This window comes from Herbaspirillum sp. WGmk3, assembly GCF_023952535.1.
GTDB classification, from domain to species: domain Bacteria; phylum Pseudomonadota; class Gammaproteobacteria; order Burkholderiales; family Burkholderiaceae_D; genus Herbaspirillum; species Herbaspirillum huttiense.
The window spans coordinates 1,142,104-1,163,104 of record NZ_JAKYWT010000001.1 but is presented as its reverse complement, the minus strand read 5'-3'; the positions used below and the strand labels follow the sequence as shown (position 1 = coordinate 1,163,104).

Annotated in this window: 18 protein-coding genes; 13 read left to right on the top strand and 5 right to left on the bottom strand. The window is 64.1% G+C overall.

Annotated features, from left to right (window positions below; all coding sequences use genetic code 11):
• Nucleotides 1-148 precede the first annotated feature (148 nt).
• Nucleotides 149-802: an oxygen-insensitive NAD(P)H nitroreductase gene (gene nfsB, locus MKD49_RS05100; RefSeq protein WP_209534259.1), complete on the top strand. Its 654-nt coding sequence runs from the start codon at nucleotides 149-151 to the stop codon at nucleotides 800-802.
• Between the two features lie 21 nt (nucleotides 803-823).
• Here the strand turns inward: nfsB and MKD49_RS05095 are convergent, their stop codons facing one another.
• Nucleotides 824-1,636: an IclR family transcriptional regulator C-terminal domain-containing protein gene (locus MKD49_RS05095; RefSeq protein WP_051156421.1), complete on the bottom strand. Its 813-nt coding sequence runs from the start codon at nucleotides 1,634-1,636 to the stop codon at nucleotides 824-826.
• A 25-nt stretch (nucleotides 1,637-1,661) separates the two neighbouring features.
• Nucleotides 1,662-2,444, bottom strand: coding sequence for an IclR family transcriptional regulator C-terminal domain-containing protein (locus MKD49_RS05090; protein WP_039787035.1), 783 nt, complete (start codon nucleotides 2,442-2,444; stop codon nucleotides 1,662-1,664).
• A 129-nt stretch (nucleotides 2,445-2,573) separates the two neighbouring features.
• Here MKD49_RS05090 and MKD49_RS05085 point away from each other — a divergent pair, with 129 nt between their 5' ends.
• The 5 genes from MKD49_RS05085 (at nucleotide 2,574) to MKD49_RS05065 (ending at nucleotide 8,176) form a co-directional block, all read left to right on the top strand.
• Nucleotides 2,574-3,455, top strand: a complete 882-nt coding sequence (locus MKD49_RS05085) for a 4-hydroxyphenylpyruvate dioxygenase (RefSeq protein ID WP_088755638.1) — start codon at nucleotides 2,574-2,576, stop codon at nucleotides 3,453-3,455.
• 4 nt (nucleotides 3,456-3,459) lie between these two features.
• Nucleotides 3,460-4,305 carry a shikimate dehydrogenase gene (locus MKD49_RS05080; RefSeq protein ID WP_252695633.1) on the top strand — a complete coding sequence of 282 codons (846 nt, stop codon included), beginning with the start codon at nucleotides 3,460-3,462 and terminating at the stop codon, nucleotides 4,303-4,305.
• Nucleotides 4,302-5,174 carry a sugar phosphate isomerase/epimerase gene (locus MKD49_RS05075; RefSeq protein WP_034330567.1) on the top strand — a complete coding sequence of 291 codons (873 nt, stop codon included), beginning with the start codon at nucleotides 4,302-4,304 and terminating at the stop codon, nucleotides 5,172-5,174. Before MKD49_RS05080 ends, MKD49_RS05075 begins: the two co-directional genes overlap by 4 nt.
• Before the next feature lie 406 nt (nucleotides 5,175-5,580).
• Complete coding sequence (locus MKD49_RS05070; protein ID WP_252695769.1) at nucleotides 5,581-6,690, top strand: porin; 1,110 nt, start codon at nucleotides 5,581-5,583, stop codon at nucleotides 6,688-6,690.
• A gap of 88 nt (nucleotides 6,691-6,778) precedes the next feature.
• The gene (locus MKD49_RS05065) at nucleotides 6,779-8,176 is read left to right on the top strand and encodes an MFS transporter (RefSeq protein ID WP_134136622.1); all 1,398 of its coding nucleotides are present in this window, start codon (nucleotides 6,779-6,781) and stop codon (nucleotides 8,174-8,176) included.
• 79 nt (nucleotides 8,177-8,255) lie between these two features.
• On the opposite strand, the gene MKD49_RS05060 is transcribed toward MKD49_RS05065, so the two are convergent.
• Genes MKD49_RS05060 through MKD49_RS05050 form a run of 3 tightly spaced genes read right to left on the bottom strand, consistent with a single transcriptional unit; the run spans nucleotide 8,256 to nucleotide 11,920 of the window.
• Entirely contained in the window at nucleotides 8,256-9,749 is a 1,494-nt protein-coding gene (locus MKD49_RS05060) for a cytochrome c (protein ID WP_252695632.1), read from the bottom strand.
• A gap of 8 nt (nucleotides 9,750-9,757) precedes the next feature.
• Entirely contained in the window at nucleotides 9,758-11,389 is a 1,632-nt protein-coding gene (locus tag MKD49_RS05055) for a GMC family oxidoreductase (protein ID WP_134136625.1), read from the bottom strand.
• Between the two features lie 27 nt (nucleotides 11,390-11,416).
• On the bottom strand, nucleotides 11,417-11,920 hold the full coding sequence (locus MKD49_RS05050) for a sorbitol dehydrogenase family protein (protein WP_232729669.1): 504 nt from the start codon (nucleotides 11,918-11,920) through the stop codon (nucleotides 11,417-11,419).
• A 446-nt stretch (nucleotides 11,921-12,366) separates the two neighbouring features.
• On the opposite strand from MKD49_RS05050, the gene MKD49_RS05045 reads away from it, so the two are divergent.
• The 7 genes from MKD49_RS05045 to MKD49_RS05015 all read left to right on the top strand — a co-directional run bounded on the left by MKD49_RS05045 (nucleotide 12,367) and on the right by MKD49_RS05015 (nucleotide 20,994).
• A complete protein-coding gene (locus MKD49_RS05045) occupies nucleotides 12,367-13,917 on the top strand; it encodes a methyl-accepting chemotaxis protein (protein ID WP_252695631.1) in 1,551 nt (516 codons plus the stop codon).
• Nucleotides 13,918-14,404: 487 nt separating this feature from the next.
• Nucleotides 14,405-15,880 carry an ATPase domain-containing protein gene (locus MKD49_RS05040; RefSeq protein ID WP_121043674.1) on the top strand — a complete coding sequence of 492 codons (1,476 nt, stop codon included), beginning with the start codon at nucleotides 14,405-14,407 and terminating at the stop codon, nucleotides 15,878-15,880.
• Between the two features lie 2 nt (nucleotides 15,881-15,882).
• Complete coding sequence (locus MKD49_RS05035) at nucleotides 15,883-16,278, top strand: response regulator (protein WP_252695630.1); 396 nt, start codon at nucleotides 15,883-15,885, stop codon at nucleotides 16,276-16,278.
• A gap of 248 nt (nucleotides 16,279-16,526) precedes the next feature.
• A complete protein-coding gene (locus MKD49_RS05030; protein ID WP_243442940.1) occupies nucleotides 16,527-16,940 on the top strand; it encodes a response regulator in 414 nt (137 codons plus the stop codon).
• 166 nt (nucleotides 16,941-17,106) lie between these two features.
• A complete protein-coding gene (locus MKD49_RS05025; RefSeq protein ID WP_121043668.1) occupies nucleotides 17,107-17,817 on the top strand; it encodes a response regulator transcription factor in 711 nt (236 codons plus the stop codon).
• 464 nt (nucleotides 17,818-18,281) lie between these two features.
• Nucleotides 18,282-19,601 carry an MFS transporter gene (locus MKD49_RS05020; protein WP_121043664.1) on the top strand — a complete coding sequence of 440 codons (1,320 nt, stop codon included), beginning with the start codon at nucleotides 18,282-18,284 and terminating at the stop codon, nucleotides 19,599-19,601.
• 118 nt (nucleotides 19,602-19,719) lie between these two features.
• Nucleotides 19,720-20,994 (top strand): DUF3142 domain-containing protein, encoded by a 1,275-nt coding sequence (locus MKD49_RS05015; protein WP_252695629.1) that lies wholly within the window; start codon nucleotides 19,720-19,722, stop codon nucleotides 20,992-20,994.
• Nucleotides 20,995-21,001: the final 7 nt, after the last annotated feature.

Below are 21,001 nucleotides of genomic sequence, written 5' to 3'. Positions count from 1 at the left end.
GAAAATGTTTCTGCCACGCTCCGCTTTTTTGAAACCGCATCCTGCCCGATGATGTCATTCAAGCCGCAGTCGATCATTGATGCGCATTTCAGAGCATTAAGCAAAATTGAATGCTCAACGCCAACACCATTAAACGCAAGGAACCCCCATGAGCCTGCTCCACGCCGCCCGCAAACGCCACTCCACCAAGGCCTTCGATCCCAGCCGCAAGGTCCCCGAGAACATCATCGCCGAACTGCGCGAGCTGCTGCGCCTGGCCCCGTCCTCGGTGAATTCGCAGCCCTGGCATTTCGTGGTGGCTTCCAGCGATGCCGCCAAGGCCCGCATCGGCAAGGCTGCCGAAGCCGGTTATCCCTACAACCTGCCCAAGATCCTCAACGCCTCGCATGTCCTGGTGCTGTGCGCCCGCACCGGCATCAGCGAACCGCACCTGGAAACCCTGCTGGAGAAAGAAGAAGCCGACGGCCGTTTCGTCAACGCCGAGGCCAAGGCCGGCCAGCGCGGTTCGCGCCTGCTCTACAGCAACCTGCATCGCTATGAACTGAAGGATGCCCAGCATTGGATGGAAAAGCAGGTCTACCTGGCCCTGGGCACGCTGCTGCTGGGCGCGGCCGAACTGGAAGTGGATGCGGTGCCGATGGAAGGTTTCAATGCCAAGGTGCTGGACGAAGAACTGGGCCTGCGCGAAAAGGGTTTCACCAGCGTGGTGCTGGTGAGCCTGGGCTACAGCGGTGCCGATGACTTCAACGCCAAGCTGCCGAAGTCGCGCCTGGCGGCCGAGACCGTCTTCACCGACCTGTAATCGGCAGCACGCGCTGGTCCCTCACACCTGATGGATCAGCGCATTGGCTGCCTGCTGCAAAGCGGGCAGCACGCGTGCCAGTGTTTGTTCCTGCGATTCCACCGCCAGCGGAAAGCTCAGACTGAGCGCACCCACCACCTTGGCATGCCGATTCTTGAGCGGCACCGCAATGCCACGCACACCGGTCTGCAATTGCTGCTCCACCAGCGCATAACCCTGCTGGCGTGCCTGCGCGATCAATTCGTAGAGGCGATCCGGATCGGTGATGGTGTGGGGCGTGAAGGGCGTCATGGCACAGGTGGCCAGCCACTCGCGCACCTGCTGCTCGGGCAGCGCGCCCAGCATCACGATGCCGGGTGAAGCCAGTTGCGCCGGCACCCGTGCGCCCAGCACGAAGCCGGTGGTCATTACGCGTGATGTGCCATTGCGCGCGATGAAGACCAGGTCCCAGCCATCGAGCACGCTGGCATAGACGGCCTCGCCGGTCTGCCCGGTGATCTGCTGCAGGTGCGGCTGCAGGATGCGCGGCAGCGGTGCCGAATCGAAATACGACCAGCCCACTTTCAGCACCCTGGGCGTCAGGGCGAAGGTCTTGCCTTCGCTGTGCAGGTAGCCCAGGTGTTCCAGCGTGAGCAGGTAGCGCCGCGCCGCCGTGCGCGAAAGCCCGGTGCGGGCCGCCACTTGCGCCGAGGTCATGCGCTGGTTGTCGTAGTCGAAGGCTTCCAGGATCAGCAAGCCCTTCTCCAGTCCGGCGATCCAGTCGCGCCGGGCCAGGCCGCCTTCGCCGGCCTCGCTGCCATCTTCCGGCGCGTCGATTTTCTCTACATCGCTCATCGCGGATTCCTCTTGTGCATGCTCCTCATACCCACATCATCAGCGTGTTGGCCGTGGTCTGCAGGGCCGGGACGCCGCGCGCGATGGCGTCCTCGCGCGAGCAGGCGGCGATGTTGGAGGTCACGCTCAGGGCGCCGATGACGCGGCCATTGCGGTTCTTCACCGGGATGGCGATGCCGCGCATGCCCATCTCGAACTGGTTCTCGGTAATGCCGTAACCCTGCTTGCGCATGGTGACGATCTCGGCAAAGAGCGCGGCCTTGTCGGTCATGGCCATGTGGGTGTGCGGGATCAGGGTCACGCGGTCGAGATAGGCGGTGATCTCCGCATCCTCGCGCATGCCCAGCAGCACCCGGCCGGCCGTGGTGGTGTAGGCCGGCAGGCGCGTGCCGGGTTCGAAACCGGCATTGACCAGCTGCGCGGCCGTGACGCGGGTGACGTAGACGATCTCGTCGCCATCGAGCAGCGAGAAGTTGGTGGACTCCTGCAGCTGCTGCGTCAGTCGCTGCAGGAAGGGCACCACCGCGCGCGGCACCCGCGCCGATTCCAGATAGGACTGGCCCAGGTTCAACAGGCGCGGCATGAGCCAGAATTTCTTGCCGTCCGAGGCCGCCATGCCGGTATGCACCAGCGTCAGGAGATAGCGGCGCGCAGCGCTGCGGGTCAGGCCCACGCGCTCGGCCACTTCGCTGGCGGTCAGCTGCGGCGACTCGCTGGTGAAGGCGGTGATGACGTCAAAACCCTTCATCAATCCTTCGATCAGGTCTCGCTTCTGGATGTCCAGTTCTACCGAGTTTTGGTCGATCATCGTAAAAAAAGTCCAGAAATGAGTGATTGGCGAACAAGTTGCGCGATTATCGCACGCTTTGCTTCATATCGGCCTTTTTGCGGGGGGTGGGCTTGGCTATACTCGGCTCCGAGACAAATCATCGGGATCATGATGAACACCATAGAAAACAATCCTGTCCCCACCAATCCGCTGGGCATCGATGGCATCGAGTTCATCGAATACGCCACCACCGAGCCGCTGGCGCTGGGTGCCGTGCTGGAGCGCATGGGCTTCGAACAGGTCGGTCGCCATCGCTCGCGCGAAGTGGTGCTCTACACCCAGGGCGAGATGAACGTGATCGTCAACGCCGACGTATCGGCCTGGTCGGGTTTCGACCATGAGGTGCAGGCCACCAACCTGAGCGCCATCGCGCTGCGGGTGCGCGATGCCAACGAGGCCTATCGCCGCGTCACCGAACTGGGGGCCTGGCCGATTCCCACCCGCGCCGGGGCGATGGAACTGAACATCCCGGGCGTGCATGGCTGTGGCGACTCCATCATCTACTTCGTCGACCGCTATCGCGACTTCTCCATCTACGACGTCGACTTCAAGCCCTCCAGCCAGGAGCGGCGCAAGACCACGGCGCTGTCGGGCATGCATTTCTTCGGCCTGGTGCAGGCCGTGGGGCCGGAGCGCACGCGTGAATGGATCGACTTCTATTCCTCGTTGATGGGATTTTCGGTGCTGCCCGAGGGGCAGTTCTTCGGCATCCTGCCCAAGGGCAACCTGCTGGCCAGCCCCTGCCGCCAGTTTTACATCCAGCTGGTGGAGCCGCCCGAAGGCACCGAAGACATCCAGTGGGAAGAAGAGTGGCTGCGCCTTGGCCTGGGCACGCCCGACGTGCTGCAGGCGGTGCGGCAATTGCAGGAGCGCGGCGTGATCTTCGTCGACCGCGCGCCTACCCAGATCAGCGAGCGCGGTGCGCTCACCCAGCTTTACAAGGGCGGCGTCAGTTTTGAACTGGTCCGCAGCCAGAAAGACAAGAACTGAGACCATGAAGGAAATCACAGGCACGACCCGCACCTTCCCCGTCATCGGCTGGCCGGTGGAACAGGTGAAGGCACCGACTCTGTTCAACGCGTATTTCAAGCGCCACGGGCTGGATGCGCGCGTGATCCCGTTCAAGATCGAACCGGAGCGCTACTGCGAGGCCGTGCGCATGTTCATGAAGACGGAAAACGTGGGCGGCATCTTCGTCTCCATTCCGCACAAGCCCATGACCCTGGAGGCGGTCGAACAGGCCACCCTGCGCGCCCGTGTGGCCGGTGCCTGCAATGCGGTCTATCGCGATGCCGAGGGTGTGGTCTGGGGCGACCTGATCGACGGCGAAGGCTTCATCCGCGCACTGGCGCGCACCGCCGCCGACCGTCCGCTGGTGTGGAACAGGACGCGCGCCCTGGTGGTCGGTACCGGCGGTGTCGGTTGCGCCATCGTCGCCTCGCTGGCGGCGCAGGGCGTGGCCGAGATCAGCGTCTTCGATACCAATCGCGCCGGGGCCGAAGCCTTGCTGGCGCGCGTGGAGGCGGCCTATCCGGCGACCCGCGTGCGCTTTGCGCAGCCCGACGCCAGCGGTGTCGACCTGCTGGTGAACTGCACGCCGCTGGGCATGCACGTGGGCGACCCGATGCCCTTCGCGCTGGAAGGCGTGAGTACGGAGGCCATCGTCGCCGACTGCGGCATGAAGATCGAGATGAGCCAGTTGCTGGTGCAGGCGCAGGCCAAGGGCTGCCGCATCCAGAAGGGCAAGGAGATGCTCATCGAGCAGGCGCCGCTGTATCTCGAACTGTTCGGCTGGCCGGGTGTGGCCGCGGACGACTTCCGTCATCTGGAGGCATTGTGAACCTCGACAATTTCGGCATGGATACCATCACCCTGCCGGGTGGACTGGAATCCAAACTGGCCGCCTCCAAGGCGGCTGGTTTCTCGCAGCTCATGCTGTGGTCCAAGGACCTGGTCGGCTATCCCGGCGGACTGGAGGCGGCCGTCAAGCTGGTGCGCGAAAGCGGCGTGCGCGTCACCGGCATCCAGGTCATGCGCGATTACGAAGGCCTGCAGGGCAGCCTGCACGACTACAAGGTGGACGTGGCCCGCAACCTGCTGCAGATCTGCAAGGCGGTCGGTGCGCCGCTGCTGATGGTGTGCTCCTCGACCTCGCAACACGCCAGCGGCGACACCCGCCACATCGCGCGCGACCTGGCCAAGCTGGCCAACCTGGCGGTGCCGCTGGGCATCCGCGTGGGCTTCGAGGCCTTGTCCTGGGGGCGTCACATCAATCAATACATGCAGGCCTGGGAAGTGGTGGAGATGGCCGATCACGCCAATCTCGGCGTGGTCATCGATTCCTTCCACATCCTTGCCAATCGCGGCGCGCTGGAAGACCTGGATGCCATTCCCGGCCGCCGCATCGTCATGGTTCAGCTGTCCGATTTCATGTGGCGCGAGATCCGCACGCCCGAAGAACGGCTGGAGACGGCGCGCCATCTGCGCGTCTTCCCCGGCGAGGGCGAGCATTCGCTGGAGCTCTCCGACATGGTGCGCCGCCTGCATCGCGGCGGCTATCGCGGCGACTACAGCTTCGAAGTGTTCAACGACGATTACCTGCAGATGTCGCCGGCCGTGGTGGCCGAACGCGCGCGCCGCTCGGCCAAGTGGGTGACCGACCAGGTGCTGCGGCGCGGCCTGCGGGTGCGTGAAGCGGTGGCCGCGTAAACGCACAAACCGATCCTTAACCTGCATTCAACAATCAGAAATCAGCATCAGCAATCGGCATCAGCAGCACCACCGGCTCGCCACAACAAAACCATAGCGAGCGGGTTTGACGATGCGACACCGTCCTTCAGGGAGCGGGCCGCATGATCACAACAGAGGAGACCCCATGACACCGCAGCGCCCTTCATCCTGATCCACCGGCCCCTTCCCTGAACACGCCAGGGTGCAGCGGGCCCTCCGTTTCCTCCCGTTCGGAACATGCCGCGCAGCGCGCCGGCAGGGGACGCATTGCGTGTGCCGGGAGTCACGCTCCACCACCATCACCACAACCACAAACACAACAGAGATCCGAGACATGACACCACGATCCACCCGCCCGACAAGCGCACTGCGCACGCCCGTCGCCATGGGCCTGCTGCTGGCCGCCTCCACCACGGCCCTGGCGCAGAGCACCAGCAACGTCACTCTGTATGGCACGGTCGACCAGTACCTGGGCTACATGCACAGCAGCAGCGGCAAGAGCCTGTGGGCGCTCAACGATGGCGCGATCCTGCGCAGCCGCATCGGCCTCAAAGGCTATGAGGATCTGGGCGGCGGCTATGCCGCCACCTTCACGCTGGAAAACGGATTCGCCGGCGACACCGGCGGCCTGGCCAACAGTACACGTTTGTTCGACCGCCAGTCCTGGGTCGGCATCAAGACCCCGGCCGCAGGGGAATTCCGCGTGGGCCGCCAGAACAGTGTGCCCTTCTTCATCGGCGGTGCCATCGACTACACCGAGCGCACCACCTATGGCTCCATCATCAATACCTTCGGCGTGCCGTCGCGCTTCGACAATGACCTGTCGTGGAAGTCGCCGCGCTGGGCCGGCTTCCAGTTCGATATCCACTACGCCATGCCGGAGACCGCAGGCGAGGGACTGGGCCGCCGTGGTGTCTATCAGTTCGGTCTGGATTACACTAACGGCCCGTATCGCGCAGGCTATGCCGGCCTGGTGGCAAAACCCAATGCCGGCGGCCTGTACAGCAATACGGTGCAATACCATAACGTGTATGCCGACTACGACTATGGCCCGGGCAAGATCTACCTGGCCTACGTACGGAGCAACAACACCACCGCCAACGCCAATGGCAACAATGCCGCGACCATCCTCAACAATGTCAGCAATCCCAACAATTTCTTTGCCGGTAACGATCCGAATATCCAGCGCTTCTACAACGTCTACCAGGTCTCGGCGGACTATCGCCTGACCCCGCAGCTGCGCATCGGCGCGCTGTATGGCGTGATGGTCGACACCTCCCACAAGGATGGTGGTGCACAGGGCGGCAACGTGGGCGCCTACTATGACCTCTCCAAGCGCACCACGCTCTATGGATTCGCCAACTACATGAAGAACCAGGCCAATGCCGGCTGGCGCTTCAGCGGCTCGGCCGGACCGGGCAGCAACCTGGCCGGGGCCGACATCAATGGCAAGAGCCTGATCGGACTGCAGATGGGTATCCTGCATCGCTTCTGAGTTCGCCCCTGAGCCAGCCATTTCTTAATATCGGCAGGCCGTCATCGCATCAGCATGACGGCCTGCCCGGCAACACCACGGAGACACCATGCAATCCTCTCATTCCAGCGATCACTCGCAGCAGAGCAAGAAGGCCGCCGCCAGCGGCTGGATCGGCTCGGCGCTCGAATACTATGACTTCTTCATCTACGCCACGGCTGCTTCGCTGATTTTCCCGCAGCTGTTCTTCCCCAAGGGCGATCCGACCACCGCCATCATCGCCTCGCTGGCCACCTATGGCGTGGGCTATGTGGCACGTCCCATCGGCGCCTTCGTGCTGGGCCACCTGGGCGACACCCACGGCCGCAAGAAGGTGCTGCTGTGGTGCATGTTCCTGATGGGTTTTTCCACCATCGGGGTCGGGCTGTTGCCGACCTATGACCAGGTCGGCCTGTGGGCACCTGCACTGCTGGTCATCATGCGCCTGGCCCAGGGCTTTGCCGTGGCTGGTGAAATCTCCGGGGCCAGTTCCATGATCCTGGAGCACTCGCCCTTCGGACGGCGCGGCTACTACTCCAGCTTTACCCTGCAAGGGGTGCAGGCCGGGCAGATCCTGGCGGCCGCGGTGTTCCTGCCGCTGGCGCATTACATGCCGGCCGAGCAGTTCAATGTGTGGGGCTGGCGCATTCCCTTCCTGCTGAGTTTCCTGGTCATCATCGCCGGCTGGATCATCCGCCGCACCGTGGATGAGACCCCGCTGTTCAAGGCCACCGACAAGAATGAACTGAAGCGCCGCTCGCCGGTGGTGGAAGCCTTCCGCGACAGTTCGCCCAACATGCTGCGCGTGGTCTGCATGGCGCTCATGAACGTGATCCCGGTGGTGGCCACCATCTTCGGCGCGGCCTATGCGGTGCAGCCGGCCTATGGCATCGGCTTCGCCAAGGATGTCTACCTGTGGATTCCGGTGGTCGGCAATATCGTGGCGGTGCTGGTGATTCCCTATGTGGGCAAGCTGTCGGACCGCATCGGCCGCCGTCCGCCCATCATCGTCGGTTCCTTGCTGGCGGGCCTGTTCGCCTTCGCTTACCTGTATGCGATCAGCATCCGCAACGTCGAACTGGCTTTCGTGATGTCGATCCTCATGTGGGGCGTTGTTTACCAGGGTTACAACGCGGTCTTCCCCAGCTTCTATCCGGAACTGTTCCCGGCCCGTTCGCGCGTCTCGGCCATGGCCATCGCGCAGAACGTGGGCACCGCCATCACGGCCATGCTGCCGGCACTGTTCACCGCCGTGGCACCTCCGGGCTCCAGCAATATCTGGCTGACCGTGGGCGGCATCGCCTTCGGCATCACCATCGTGTCGGCACTGGCAGCGCTGTCCGCCCGCGAGACCTATCGCATCCCGTTGGAAAAACTGGGCGAGCGTGATGCCCAGCCGATGCCGCTCAACGAGTATGAGCGTCTGCGTGCGCAGGCTGATCTGGAAGGGCGTTACGCCAAGTCCTGATCCGGTCTGGCTGTAGAAAAGAAGTAAAAAAAGCGCTGTTCCTTGTGAGGGGAACAGCGCTTTTTGTATGGCAGGTAAATTATTTCCAGTCGTGCTCGGGATCGATGCGCTTGCGTCGCAACAGCATCAGTGTACCCAGCAACAGCAGCAATACCACCACCACCGCGCCCACGCCCATGCCGATGCGCGCCACCAGCAGCAGCGGCGAACGCGGGCCGCCCTGGCGGATCACGGCCACGTCCTCGGGTTTTACCTTGAGCTCAGGGTTGCCGTAATACTTCAGCAGATAATTCGACAGCGCTGCCACATCCTCGTTGGAGAGTTTGTTGAGCGCATTGGGCTGGTCACCGAAGGGCGGCATGAAGACATGGCCGCCGTCTTCGGTCTCGCGTTCCACACCATAGAGGATGGTGGCGATCAGGTTGTTGGCATTGACGCCCGCCGTGGCCGAGTTGTGGAACAGCGAAGGATAGTAGCCATCGCGCGTACCTTGTCCGTTGTAGCCGTGGCAGGAAGCGCAGCTGGCCGAGAACAGGCGCGCACCGCGGATCTCCTCGGGACTGTCGGCGCCCAGCGTGCGGCCACGGAACTGCGCCAGCGCATTGCCGGCCTTGCCCTGTTCGAAGCGCGTGCCCAGCGTGGGCGGCGTCGACGAATCCGGGCCGACGGCCGGGGTCTCCTTGAGGTAGACGGCGATGGCGCGCAGGTCCTCGTCGGTCAGTTTGGAGAAGCTGTGCGTGATCGCCTCGGCCATGCTGCCGGCGGCCTGGGCACGGCCTTCCACGCGGCCGGTCTTGAGATAGGCGACCAGCTCATCCTGGCTCCAGGTGCCGATGCCGGCCGTGGGATGCGGCGTGATGTTGGGCGCATACCAGGGGCCGACCTGGGCACCGGAGAGCGCGAGATTGGTTTTCTCCTGCATCAGGAAGCCGCGCGGTGTATGACAGCTGCTGCAATGCGCCGGGCCTTCGGCCAGGTAGCGTCCGCGCAGCCATTGCGCAGAACGCTGCGGGGCCGGGGCCAGCGGCTGGTCCTTCAGGAACAGCGCATTCCACACCTTCATCGACGCCCGGATATTCATCGGGAAGGGCAGGGCGGTCTCGCGGGTGGCGGTATCGACCGGTGCCACGCCCTTCATGAAATACGCATATAGCGCATGCACGTCTGCATCGTTCAATGCGGCATACGCGGTGTACGGCATGGCCGGATACAGGTTGGCGCCATCGGCGCGCACGCCGCGCCGCAGGGCGGCGGCGAATTGCGCTTCGCTGTAGTTGCCGATGCCGTGCGACTTGGAGGGCGTGATGTTGGTCGCGATGATCTCACCGACCGGCGAGGCGATGGCCAGGCCACCGGCCATGGGTTTGCCGCGCGGCGCGGTGTGGCAGGCGATGCAGTCGGAGGCCACCGCCAGGTAGCGGCCGCGCTCGATCAGTGCCGCTTCGGGCGAGACGGCCGGAGCCGGTGCTGCAGCGGGCACATCAGGTGGCGCGCTCGCCGGCTCGGGTGTCTGCGCCATTGCAGACGTGGCCAGCAGGGCAGCGGCGAGGGCGAGGAGGTTCAATGGTCGCATGCTCGTCCTCAGGCTTTCTGCAGTTGACGCACGATGGCATCGGCCGCCTTCAGGCCCAGTGCCGCCATGCTCAGGGTGCTGTTGCCGCAGGCGGTGCTGGGCATGGCCCCGCCACCGGGCAGGAACAGGTTGTCGTGATCGTGCGCGCGGCAGTCGGGATCGACCACCGAATTGGCCGCATCCAGTCCCATGATGGTGCCGCCCATGATGTGCTTGCTCTGCGCAAAGGCGGGGCTGACCTTGATGTCGGTGGCGCCCATGGCTTGCGCGATCTTGCGGCCGATGGGCAGCGAATACTGTTCGGCCGACTTGCGGGTGTAGTCGCCCACGTCGTAATGGATGGACGGACGCGGCAGGCCCAGCCAGTCCTTCTTGGCCGAGAGCGTGAGGCGGTTGTCGGCATCGGGCAGCACTTCATGCGCCAGCACGACGTCGGCGGTGCAGGCGGTCATGCGGCGGATTTCTTCGTCCAGCGCCTGGCCGACCAGTCCCTTCTTCAAGGCGGCGAACGTGACGAAACGATTGCGCGCGAAATTGTTGTAGCGGAAGTAGGCGCCCGCATGTTCGGAACGGAAGCTGCCCTGCGAGGTTTCCATGATGCCGCTGTTGACCACCGGACCGACACCGGACCAGTAGGGTTCGGACAGCGTGAGCGTCATGGTCAGTTGCGGATGGTCCATCATGTTGCGGCCGACCTGGTCGGAGCTGTTGGCCAGTCCGTGCGGGTTGCGGCTGTTGGCCGACATCAGCAGCAGCTTGGGCGTTTCGATGCCGTTGCAGGCCAGCACGAAGATCTTGCCGGTGACGCGATGGCTGACCTTGTTGGCATCGAAGTAGTTGACTGCGTTCACGCGGTTGGCCTCATCGGTCTCGACCCGGTACACCACGGCATCGGTGAGGATGGTGGCACCCTTGGATTCGAGGCGCGCCAGTGCGGTGGCGGCGTCGTACTTGGCACCGACCGGACAGACCGGCACGCAGTTGTTGTTGGCGCAGCAGGCCGGGCGCTCATCGTAGGGCATGCCGCTGTTGCGCGCCTGGGCCGTCGGGATGTTGTGGTAACCCAGTTCCCGGACCACGTCGGTGAAGCGTTGCTCGCCCGGGCTGAAGGGCAGGGCCGGCATGGGGTAGGGCGCCGAGCGTTGCGGCGGCCATTGCAGGGCCGGGTCGGACGGACCGCAGATGCCCAGCTTGTGTTCGACGCGGGTGTAATACGGTTCCAGCACGTCGTAGCCGAAGGCCCAGTCGCGGCCCACGCCATAGAGCGTGTGCAGCTGCATGTCTTCCGGCGTCAGGCGCCAGCAGGTGCCGGCCCAGTGCCAGGTGGAGCCGCCGGCATAGCGGATGAAGGTCTGGGCGTATTTGTCGGGACCGGAGAGTTCCAGGTAGTGATCGTCCGGATTCTCGCTGGAGGGCATGGGATGCGGTGCCCACGGACGCGGCGGATAGCAGGAGGAAGGATCGCCCTTGAGCGCCAGCGGCAGGTTGCGGAAGTTTTCCACCACCTCGGCGCGCGCCACGCGCGGGCCGGCTTCCAGCATCAGTACGGGGATGCCGGCATCCAGCAGTTGTTCGGCGATGAGCACGCCCACCACGCCGGTGCCGACGATGACCACCTCGGCCTTGTTGTTGCTGTTCATACGTTGATTTTCCACAGGTTGCAGGGATCAGAAGCGCGGCATGTCGGCCAGCGGCACCGTGACCTGGCGCCAGCGGTTGGGACCGCTGATGCCGTAGGAGGGGATGGCGACCACGTCCAGCGTGGTCTGGTAGGTCAGCGCTTCTTCGTAGGTGAAGACCGTGGCATTGCGCTTGGGCGAAGAGCAGCCGGTATACCAGGCGAAGATGATCCAGTAGGCCAGCGTCTGCTGCGGGCCGGCGGGGATATCGGCGAAGAAGTCTTCCACCTTGCGGGCCTGCTTCTGTTCGGCGATGGCCAGCAACTGGCGCATCAGGGTGTCGAGGTCGGCGTGTTCGCGCGCGGCCACTTCCAGCATGCGCGCGCCCACCGCCGGATTGAGGCGGTGATTGACCAGCAGCGCGGACAGGCGCATGAAGGGGGCCAGTTGCGGGCTGTCAGGCTGCGGGATGGCCCAGGAAGGCAGGCTGGACAAGGCGACGTAGCTGCCCAGCAGGCTCACGCCGGTCAGCAGCAGGCTGCGCCGGGACATGGTGACTTGACGGGGAAATCGGTTCATTGGCGGCGTTGGCATGTGCCTGGTGCGAGGAGGGCCCGAAGGCGGCGGCCTCGATGGCCAAGACGATGCGGATTGTGGTGGAGAGGGAGTGAAGCTGTCTGTCGGCTGTATTGCTGGTGTTTGCGCTGCTGTATCGGTGCTGTATCGGGATATCGGTGCGACTGTATTGCTTGCGGATCGCTGACTGTTTGCTGACGTGATACTGCAGTTTGATCGCTGCGCATGTTAACAGGGTTTGCCCCGGCGTGCAGGGCGCTGTTGCAGCAAGGCATCTGCCGGGTAAAACGCCTTCTCTTCCGGCGATTGGTTGGCGGGAGAGTTCGTGATAATCCCTGCGGGGAATGGCAAGCCCTGCGCAGGATCGGCAGAGCGGGCCACGATGACAGGCGTGACATTCAATACGATCAGGGGCGGTGACGATGGGGTGGTTCAAGAATCTGAAGATTGCCAGGAAACTGCAGCTGGCATTTCTGGCAGTGCTGTTGCTGATGGCGGTGCTGGGTATCTTCTCGATCAGCCAGCTGGCCAAGGTCAAGAATGCGTCCTCTGAAATCTCGCGTGACTGGATGCCGGCACAGAAGAAGCTGGGCGACATCAAGCTGTACTTCGTGCGCCTGCGCGGCACCGAATCGCAACTGGCGATCTACGACGGCGATGTCGAGGCGATGAATGGCCTGGTCTCGCGCAGCCAGGCCATCCTGACCGGTCTGGACAAGACCATGAAGGATTACGCCGCCACCCTCGATACCCCGCAGGAGCGCGAGATCTATCCCAAGGTCGCGGCGCAGATAGCGGAATTCCTGGCCGAGCACAAGAAGATCGTGGCCGCCTTCCTGGCCAAGGACAATGCGCAGGGGCGCGATCTCTTTCTCGGCTACTCCAACAAGCTCTATCCGCAGATCCTCGCTGATCTGGAAAAGCTCATCAAGATCAACCAGGAGGGCGGCGATGCCGCCACCGCCGGTGCCGATGACACCTTCAGCCAGTCGCGCGTGGGCGTGCTGGGACTGCTGATCGCGGCCCTGGCCATCGGCATGGGCCTGGCGATCACCATGGGGCGCATCATCGCCGCCCCCTTGCAGGATGCCGTGGGCATCGCCCGCCGCGTGGCCGGGGGTGACCTGGGGGCCGAGATCAGCGTGCACAGCAAGGATGAAACCGGCCAGCTGCTGCAAGCCCTGCAGACCATGAACGAGGGCTTGCGCCAGGTGGTGGGCCAGGTGCGCAATGGCACCGACAGCATCGCCACCGCCTCCACCGAGATCGCCACCGGCAACCTGGACCTGTCGCGCCGTACCGAGCAGCAGGCCACTGCCCTCGAAGAAACCGCTTCGGCCCTCGAAGAACTGACCTCCACCGTCAAGCAGAATACCGACAACGCCCGCCAGGCCAACCAGCTGGCCATGGCCGCCTCGGGCGTGGCCGCGCGTGGCGGCGGCGTGGTGGGCGAGGTGGTGCAGACCATGGAAGCCATCAACGATGCCTCCAACCGCATCGTCGAAATCATCAGCGTGATCGATGGCATTGCCTTCCAGACCAACATCCTGGCCCTGAACGCCGCCGTGGAAGCGGCCCGTGCCGGCGAGCAGGGGCGCGGCTTTGCGGTGGTGGCCTCCGAAGTCCGTTCGCTGGCCCAGCGTTCCGCTTCCGCTGCCAAGGAGATCAAGCAGCTCATTGACGATTCGGTCAGCAAGGTCGGGGCCGGTACCACGCTGGTGCGCCAGGCCGGGTCGACCATGTCGGAAGTGGTGGAGAGCGTCAAGCGCGTGACCGATGTGGTCTCCGAGATCTCGGCGGCCAGTACCGAACAGAGCGTGGGGATCGACGAGATCAACCGCGCCGTCTCGCAGATGGACGAAGTCACGCAACAGAACGCGGCCCTGGTGGAGCAGGCCGCCGCCGCCGCGCAATCCATGCAGGAACAGGCGGCCGGCCTGGCCAATACGGTCAGCGTCTTCAAGCTGCGCTGATTCCCCGCAGTCCGTGGCCGGGCCTGGCTGGCCGGCCACGCGTACTGATGAGCTTGCGGCCACCCCCCTACCTCCCGCCGCCTTCCCGGCCCCTGCGGCCTTCCTCCCGCGATTGCGCGCGGCGCAGCTATTTACCTCCCCAAGGTGCAACTTTTGCGGTGTATGACAACCTTAGTCATACCGTGGGCAATCGTATAATGACGAAAAACTCGTCAGAACTCATTTCATCAATAGGCGTGAGATGCGTTCTGTCCAGAAAGGGCGCTGGCAAGGAGCGCAACGCGGCCAGCGCCCTTTCTGGACAGAACCCGGAGGGAGCGGCCCGTTTGGGCGAATTGCTGCGTTACGAATTTGGGTCAAGACGCCCAGTCTTGACCCAAATTCGCGCCTTGCACTTCATCCCAAACGGGACTCGCTCGCACTCACGCCTATTGATGAAATGAGTTCTAAATCTTTGCACAATAATAAGCACCGAGCCTTCATCCACATGAGCCATCTCCCGCAGTCTCCCTTACCTGCTGCCGCTGCGACGCTGCGGCCCAGCCGCATTTCGTTGATCAGCACGGGCATTGCCGGTTTCGACGAAATCCTGGGCGGCGGCCTGCCGGCGGGCAGCCTCTATCTGATCCAGGGACTGGCCGGGAGCGGCAAGACCACGCTGGCCTCGCAGGTCGGTTTTGCGCAGGCACGCAGCGGCAACAAGGTGATGCTGCTGACGCTGATCGCCGAATCGCACGCCAAGATGCTCAATCATGTGAGCAATTTTGACTTTTTCGATGAGAGCCTGGTCGGCGACCAGATGCAGATGTTGAGCGGCTACGGTGCGCTGGCCAGCGAAGGCCTGCGCGGCCTGCTGCGCCTGATCAGTGCCGAACTGAATCGCCATCGCCCGGCCATGCTGATCATCGACGGGTTCCGCTCGGTGCGGGATTCCGGTCCGTCGGACCTGAACCTGTCCGAATTCATGCATTCCCTGAATGCGCTGGTGTTCACCATGAATTGCACCACCCTGCTGCTGTCGCCGGTGGAAGGCAACATGCCCGAGTCCGAAAACACCCTGGTCGATGGCGTCATCGAACTGAGCCAGCACGAGTCCGGCATGCAGCTGGAGCGCGAGATCAAGGTCTTCAAGCTGCGCGGGGCCAATCACCTGCTGGGCAAGCACGTCTTCGAGATCAACCAGAGCGGGGTCGAGATCTTCCCCCGCTTCGAAGCCACCGCCACTCGCGCCGGCAAGGTGCCGGGTACCTCGGATCGTTATGTCAGCGTCGGTATCCCGTCCTGGGACAAGTGCATCGGCGGCGGCGTGGTCAGCGGTTCGCTGACCTGTCTGCTGGGCAGCCCCGGCGTGGGCAAGACGCTCATGGGGCTGCACTTCATCGAACAAGGCTTGAAGGACGGCCAGCAATGCCTGATCCTGGGCTTCTACGAATCCCCCGAACGCCTGCTGGCCAAGGCCCGCAAGGCCGGCATGCAGCTTGATGAACATATCGATAGCGGCGCGCTGCAGGTGATGTGGCAGCTGCCGCTGGAAATGCTGTGCGACGACCTCGCCAAGCGCATGCTGGACAACATCGCGCGCCGTGGCGTGACGCGCCTGTTGATCGATGGCGTGGATGGCCTGCGCAGCATCGTGGTGCAGCAGCAGCGCATGCGTCCCTTCCTGGTGGCGCTGACCAATGAACTGCGCGCGCGCGGCGTGACGACTTTCATCACCGAGCAACTGCCGTACTTCCGCGAATCGCAGCCCCAGGTCGACCCCAATTCCTCGCAGCTGTACGAAAACATGATGCTGCTGGAATACGTGGTGAAGGACAGCGTCAACCGCCGCCAGATTTCCGTGATGAAACTGCGCGAGAACGGCTACGACGGTGCCAGCCGCCTGATGAACATTTCGGATGCCGGCATCGAGATCGATGGCCTGGTGACCCCACTTGCCGCGCCGGTTGCGGATGGACGTTGACCATGTCCGGAGCGTCACCCCCACAGCAGGCGGCACTGCCCCTGCTCCTGATCGTCGACGATGAGATCGATATCACCGATACCTATGCCATGCTGCTGGAGCTGCATGGCTATCGAGTGGTGACCGCCATGCACGGGGCCGACGCGCTGGCCAAGGCGCAGCAGGCCTGGCCGGACCTGGTCATCTCGGACTGCATGATGCCGGTGATGAACGGGCTCGAGCTGTGTGCGGCCCTGCGCGCGTTGCCGGGAGGCGCCACGCTGCCCATCATCCTGTGCAGCGGTGCTCCGGAACGTCACGATCTGTCGCAATCCAGTCACAACCTGTTCCTGCGCAAGCCGGTCTTCTTCGAGCAAATGCTGGCCGAAATCCAGCGCCTGCTGACCCCTCGCCCCTGATCCTTCCCCCCGCCTGAGTCCGCCTGCAGCCAAGCTCTGCCTTGGCCGGGCGCGGCCTTGCGTCTTGCTTCCCTTCGCTTTTGCCGGCACGCACCTGGCGGCGTGCCGGCCCCGCCTGTGCCTTGCGTTTGCGCAATGTTGTCCAAGTTTCAGGAATTTCCTGATATCGCGTTTTGTCGCCAACCATCACCATCAGTCACAACAAGTCACCGTGACATCTGGTGCGGGACAGAGGGCAGGAGGGAGACGTGGTGGCAACTATCAGCAAGGCACCGACCGTGATGGTCGTGGAAGATCATCCCGAGTCGCGCGAGATGCTGTGCGGCATCTTGCAGCAGGGCGGACTGCAGGTGGTGGCGGCAGCCGATGGCGTGGATGCCATCGCGCAGATGCAGGAGCAGGCCCCCAGCCTGGTGCTGACCGACCTGCGCATGCCGCGCATGGATGGCATGGAGCTGGCGCGCTACATCAAGTCGCATGAACGTTTTTCCTCGATTCCGGTGGTGCTGATCAGCGCCCACCTGCCGGCGGCCAGTGCGCGCATTCCCACGATCGCCGCTTTCCTGCTCAAACCCTGTTCGGTCGACCACCTGCTCGGGACGGTCACCGGCCTCTTGCGCCAACACGCGCAAAGCCAGGCCCAGTGGAGTTTTCAGGTGTAAGGCATCTGCGAGTTTTTATGATTTTATCCGCAGATATTTTCTGTATAACGTTGTGATTATGGAAAGCATTTCCACGCCTGCAGCTGGCTCCGGGGTCAGGTTCCGGAGGGGGAGCGGGGATGCTCCGGCAGTCATAAAAACAGGTTTCGTCCGGAACATAAGAGTGATGAAAGTACTTATCGTAGAAAGCGATCTCGACTGGCGTAACACGTTGAGCGCACATGTGGGGGAATTGGGTTACGAGATCTCGGTCTGCTCGGCACTGGGCCAGGCCAGGGACATCCTCAAGAGTCGTCAGCCCGACATCCTGTTATCCGACATCGGCTTGCCAGACGGCAGCCTGCTGCCCGAACTGGCATCGTTGCGGCAGAATTTCCCGTCCATGGGCATCATCATCCTGACCGCTGCTACCCGCAGCGAGGAACGGGTGCGCTGTATGAGCGACGGGGCCGATTATTACCTGGTCAAGCCGGTCAAGCTGGAAGAAGTCTCGGCCACGCTGACGGCCCTGGCGCGCCGCATGAAGACCGCGCCGCACCAGAGTTCGCCGCAGTCGGAGAAATGGGCCTTCAACCGCCGCTCGGGACGCCTCTCCAGTAATGGCGCGGTGGCACTGCAATTCACCGACAAGGAAAGCACTGCCCTGGCGGCGCTGCTGCAAAGCCCCAACTATCCGGTCTCGCACGCGCAATTGTTCGACCTGCTGCGTTCCGGCGGCGAGGAATACGATGCGCATCGCATCGATGCCCTGATCTACCGCGTGCGCCAGAAATTGCGCTCGCTGGAGGAAGCGCCCATGCAAATCCGCAACATCTATGGCGAAGGCTTCCTGATGCTGCGCCGGTCCTCGGCGGTCGATATCGTGCTGGAATCCTGAGGCTGCGCTGCTGCTGCCGGCTCGCATGGGCGGGGGGCGGGCAGGGCGCTCCCGGATTTTGGTCAGTTGCTTCACATTGTCATGAAGCTCGCTTTGCAGCAGTGGCTGCCTGGCGGGCTTCTTTGCTTTTCCAGGTCAGGAAACTTCATATCGGCCCGGAACCGGCAGGGATGCTGCCAGCGCCTGCCCGGGCAGCAAGAAATGCTGCGTTGCGGAAGCTTTGCCGGTTTTTGGGGTATCATTAAGCAAGTTTCGACGCTAAATCGTATTTCTTCGCTTTACGTTTTCCGCTGAATCTGTCCTTCGCAGACATGTCCTGATCTTTCCTGGCATGCCCTCTGCGGCCACCCGAACGAACAAGTTGAAGCAGGCCATCCGGCCCGCTGCGGCATTGCCATGGGCGTCATTGTCCCGGGGCGATGTGGCGGCGGACCGGATCGCCGCTTTGCCGTTAGTGAACCATCATGACCACTTCCGCTGAATCTGCTGAATTTACCGGGGCTCTGAACGAGTCCCAGCACCGACCGCTCACTTCCTCCGACTACCGCACCCTGGGGCTGTCCGCCCTGGGCGGCACGCTGGAGTTCTACGACTTCGTCATCTACGTGTTCTTCGCGGCGGTGGTCGGCAAGCTGTTCTTCCCGGCCGACATGCCGGAATGGCTGCGCATGCTGCAGACCTTCGGCATCTTCGCCGCCGGTTACCTGGCGCGTCCGGTGGGTGGCATCATCATTGCCCACTACGGCGACGTGATCGGCCGCAAGCGCATGTTCACGCTCTCGATCTTCCTGATGGCGGTGCCCACGCTGGTCATCGGCCTGTTGCCGACCTACGCCAGCATCGGCGTGGCCGCGCCCATCCTGCTGCTGTTGATGCGTACCCTGCAGGGCGCTGCCATCGGCGGTGAAATGCCCGGTGCCTGGGTCTTCGTGGCCGAACACGTGCCGGCCAACCGCTACAGCTTCGGCGTCGGTTCGCTGACCGCCGGCATCACCGGCGGCATCCTGCTGGGTTCGCTGATGGGCATCTTCATCAACAGCGTCTACGCACCGGCTGAAGTGGCGGGCTACGCCTGGCGCATTCCCTTCATCCTGGGCGGCGTGTTCGGACTGGTCTCGGTCTACCTGCGCCGCTATCTGGAAGAGACCCCGGTGTTCCGCGAGCTGGCGGCGCGCCGCAAGGAATCCAATGAACTGCCGCTCAAGACCGTGCTGCGCGAACACCGCGCCGCCAGCGTCCTGACCGCGGGCATGACCTGGTGCCTGTCGGGCGCGGTGGTGGTGGTGATCCTGATGACGCCGTCCTACCTGCAGACCGTACACCACTTGCCGGCCAAGCTGGTGATGCAGGCCAATTGCGCCGGCACCCTGATGCTGACCATCGGCTGCCTGGCCATCGGCTGGCTGTGCGACCGCATCGGTACCCGCGCCAGCATGATCATCGGCTGGGGTGGCCTGGGCCTGTCGACCTGGTGGTTCTACGGCCAGCTGCCGGGTTCGCCCGAGTCGCTGATCTGGGGCTATGCACTGGTGGGCCTGTTCGTGGGCAGCATCTCGCTGACCCCCATCGTCTCCACCCGTGCCTTCCCGCCGCCGGTGCGCTTTACCGGCCTGTCCTTCGCCTACAACATGGCCTATGCCGTCTTCGGCGGACTGACGCCGGTGCTGATCTCGCTGTGGATCAAGGCCGACCCGCAGGGCCCGGCGCTGTACGTGATCGGCCTGTCCATCCTGGGCGTGCTGCTGGCCTTCGTGCCGATGAGCAGCAAGGGCTACAAGGCCTGATCGCTCCCCTCCTGCAAGGCTGACCAGGCCCGGTGACCGCAAGGTGCCGGGCCTTGGTTTTTTGGGCGTCGGCTCGCGTACAATGCCGCCCAACCGGAACTCCACCTCGCCGACGACCATGCCCCTCGCCTTCCTGCCCGCGCGCTTTGCCAGGCGCAGTTGCCTGTGTCTGATCTGGATGCTGCTGGCCGTGCTGCTGGCGGCGTGTTCCCGCCATCCCCTCCCTGCCGAAAAGCTCTCCCAGGACGTCTACATCTGGCAGCGCCAGTGGACTCCGTCCCTGCGCACCGCACTCTCCGCTTCCAATGCCCAGGTGGCGCGCTGGCACGTGCTGGCGGCCGAACTGGGGGCCTCCGGCCGCTGGATCGACATCACGCCCGATGCCGAGGCGCTGGCCAATACCGGCCGCCCGCTGCTGATGACGGTGCGCATCAACGGCCAGCTGGCGCGCTTCGATGCGGCCGCGATCCAGGATCATCTGCTCGCACTGCTGGCCGCCTGGCGCCAGCGCGGCCTGCAACCGGCTGCGCTGGAAATCGACTACGACTGCGCCACGGCGCGCCTGCCCGAATACACCGCCTTCCTGCGCAGCCTCAAGGCCCGGATTGCACCGACGGATCTGACCGTGACGGCCTTGCCGACCTGGCTGGCCAGCCCGCAGCTGGCGCCACTGCTGGCCGTGGCCGATGCTTCCACGCTGCAGGTCCACGCCGTGCTCGATCCGCGCCTGGGCCTCTTCGATGGCGAGCGCGCCCGCGACTGGATGCGCCAGTACGCCGCGCAGACGCGCCGCCCCTGGCACGTGGCGCTGCCGGCCTATGGCTCGCGCGTGAGCTGGGACAGCCAGGGCCGCATCGCCGCAGTCGAAAGCGAACGTGCGCTCCTGACCGGCGGCCTGGGGCGTGAACTGATGGCTGAACCGCAAGTGATGGCGCGCTTCGTGGCCGAAGTGGAAGCGGCCCCGCCGCCGGGACTGGCCGGGCTGATCTGGTTCCGCCTGCCGACCGGCGATGACCGCCGCGCCTGGAGTCTCTCGACCTGGCTGGCCGTGCTGGAACGCAAGCCCCTCAAGGGCGGCCTTGCCGTGCAACTGGTCGCCGGACAGGGCAACGACGCGCCCGCCGATATCCGCATCGACAATGCCGGCAATGCCGACGCGCCCTTGCCGCTGCGCGTGCGGGTGAACCTCGCGCCACGGGATGCAGCGTCTTCAGGGAACGTCTGCAGTGGTGACGGCATCAATGGCTACACGCTGGAAAGCGATGCCCGGGGACGCTACCTGCGCCTGGGCCAGGCCGGCCTGCTGCGCGCCGGCAGCAGCCGTACCATCGGATGGCTGCGCTGTGCCGACGGCACGCCGGCCCCCGAACTCACACTGGAAATGGGATCCTGATGACAAA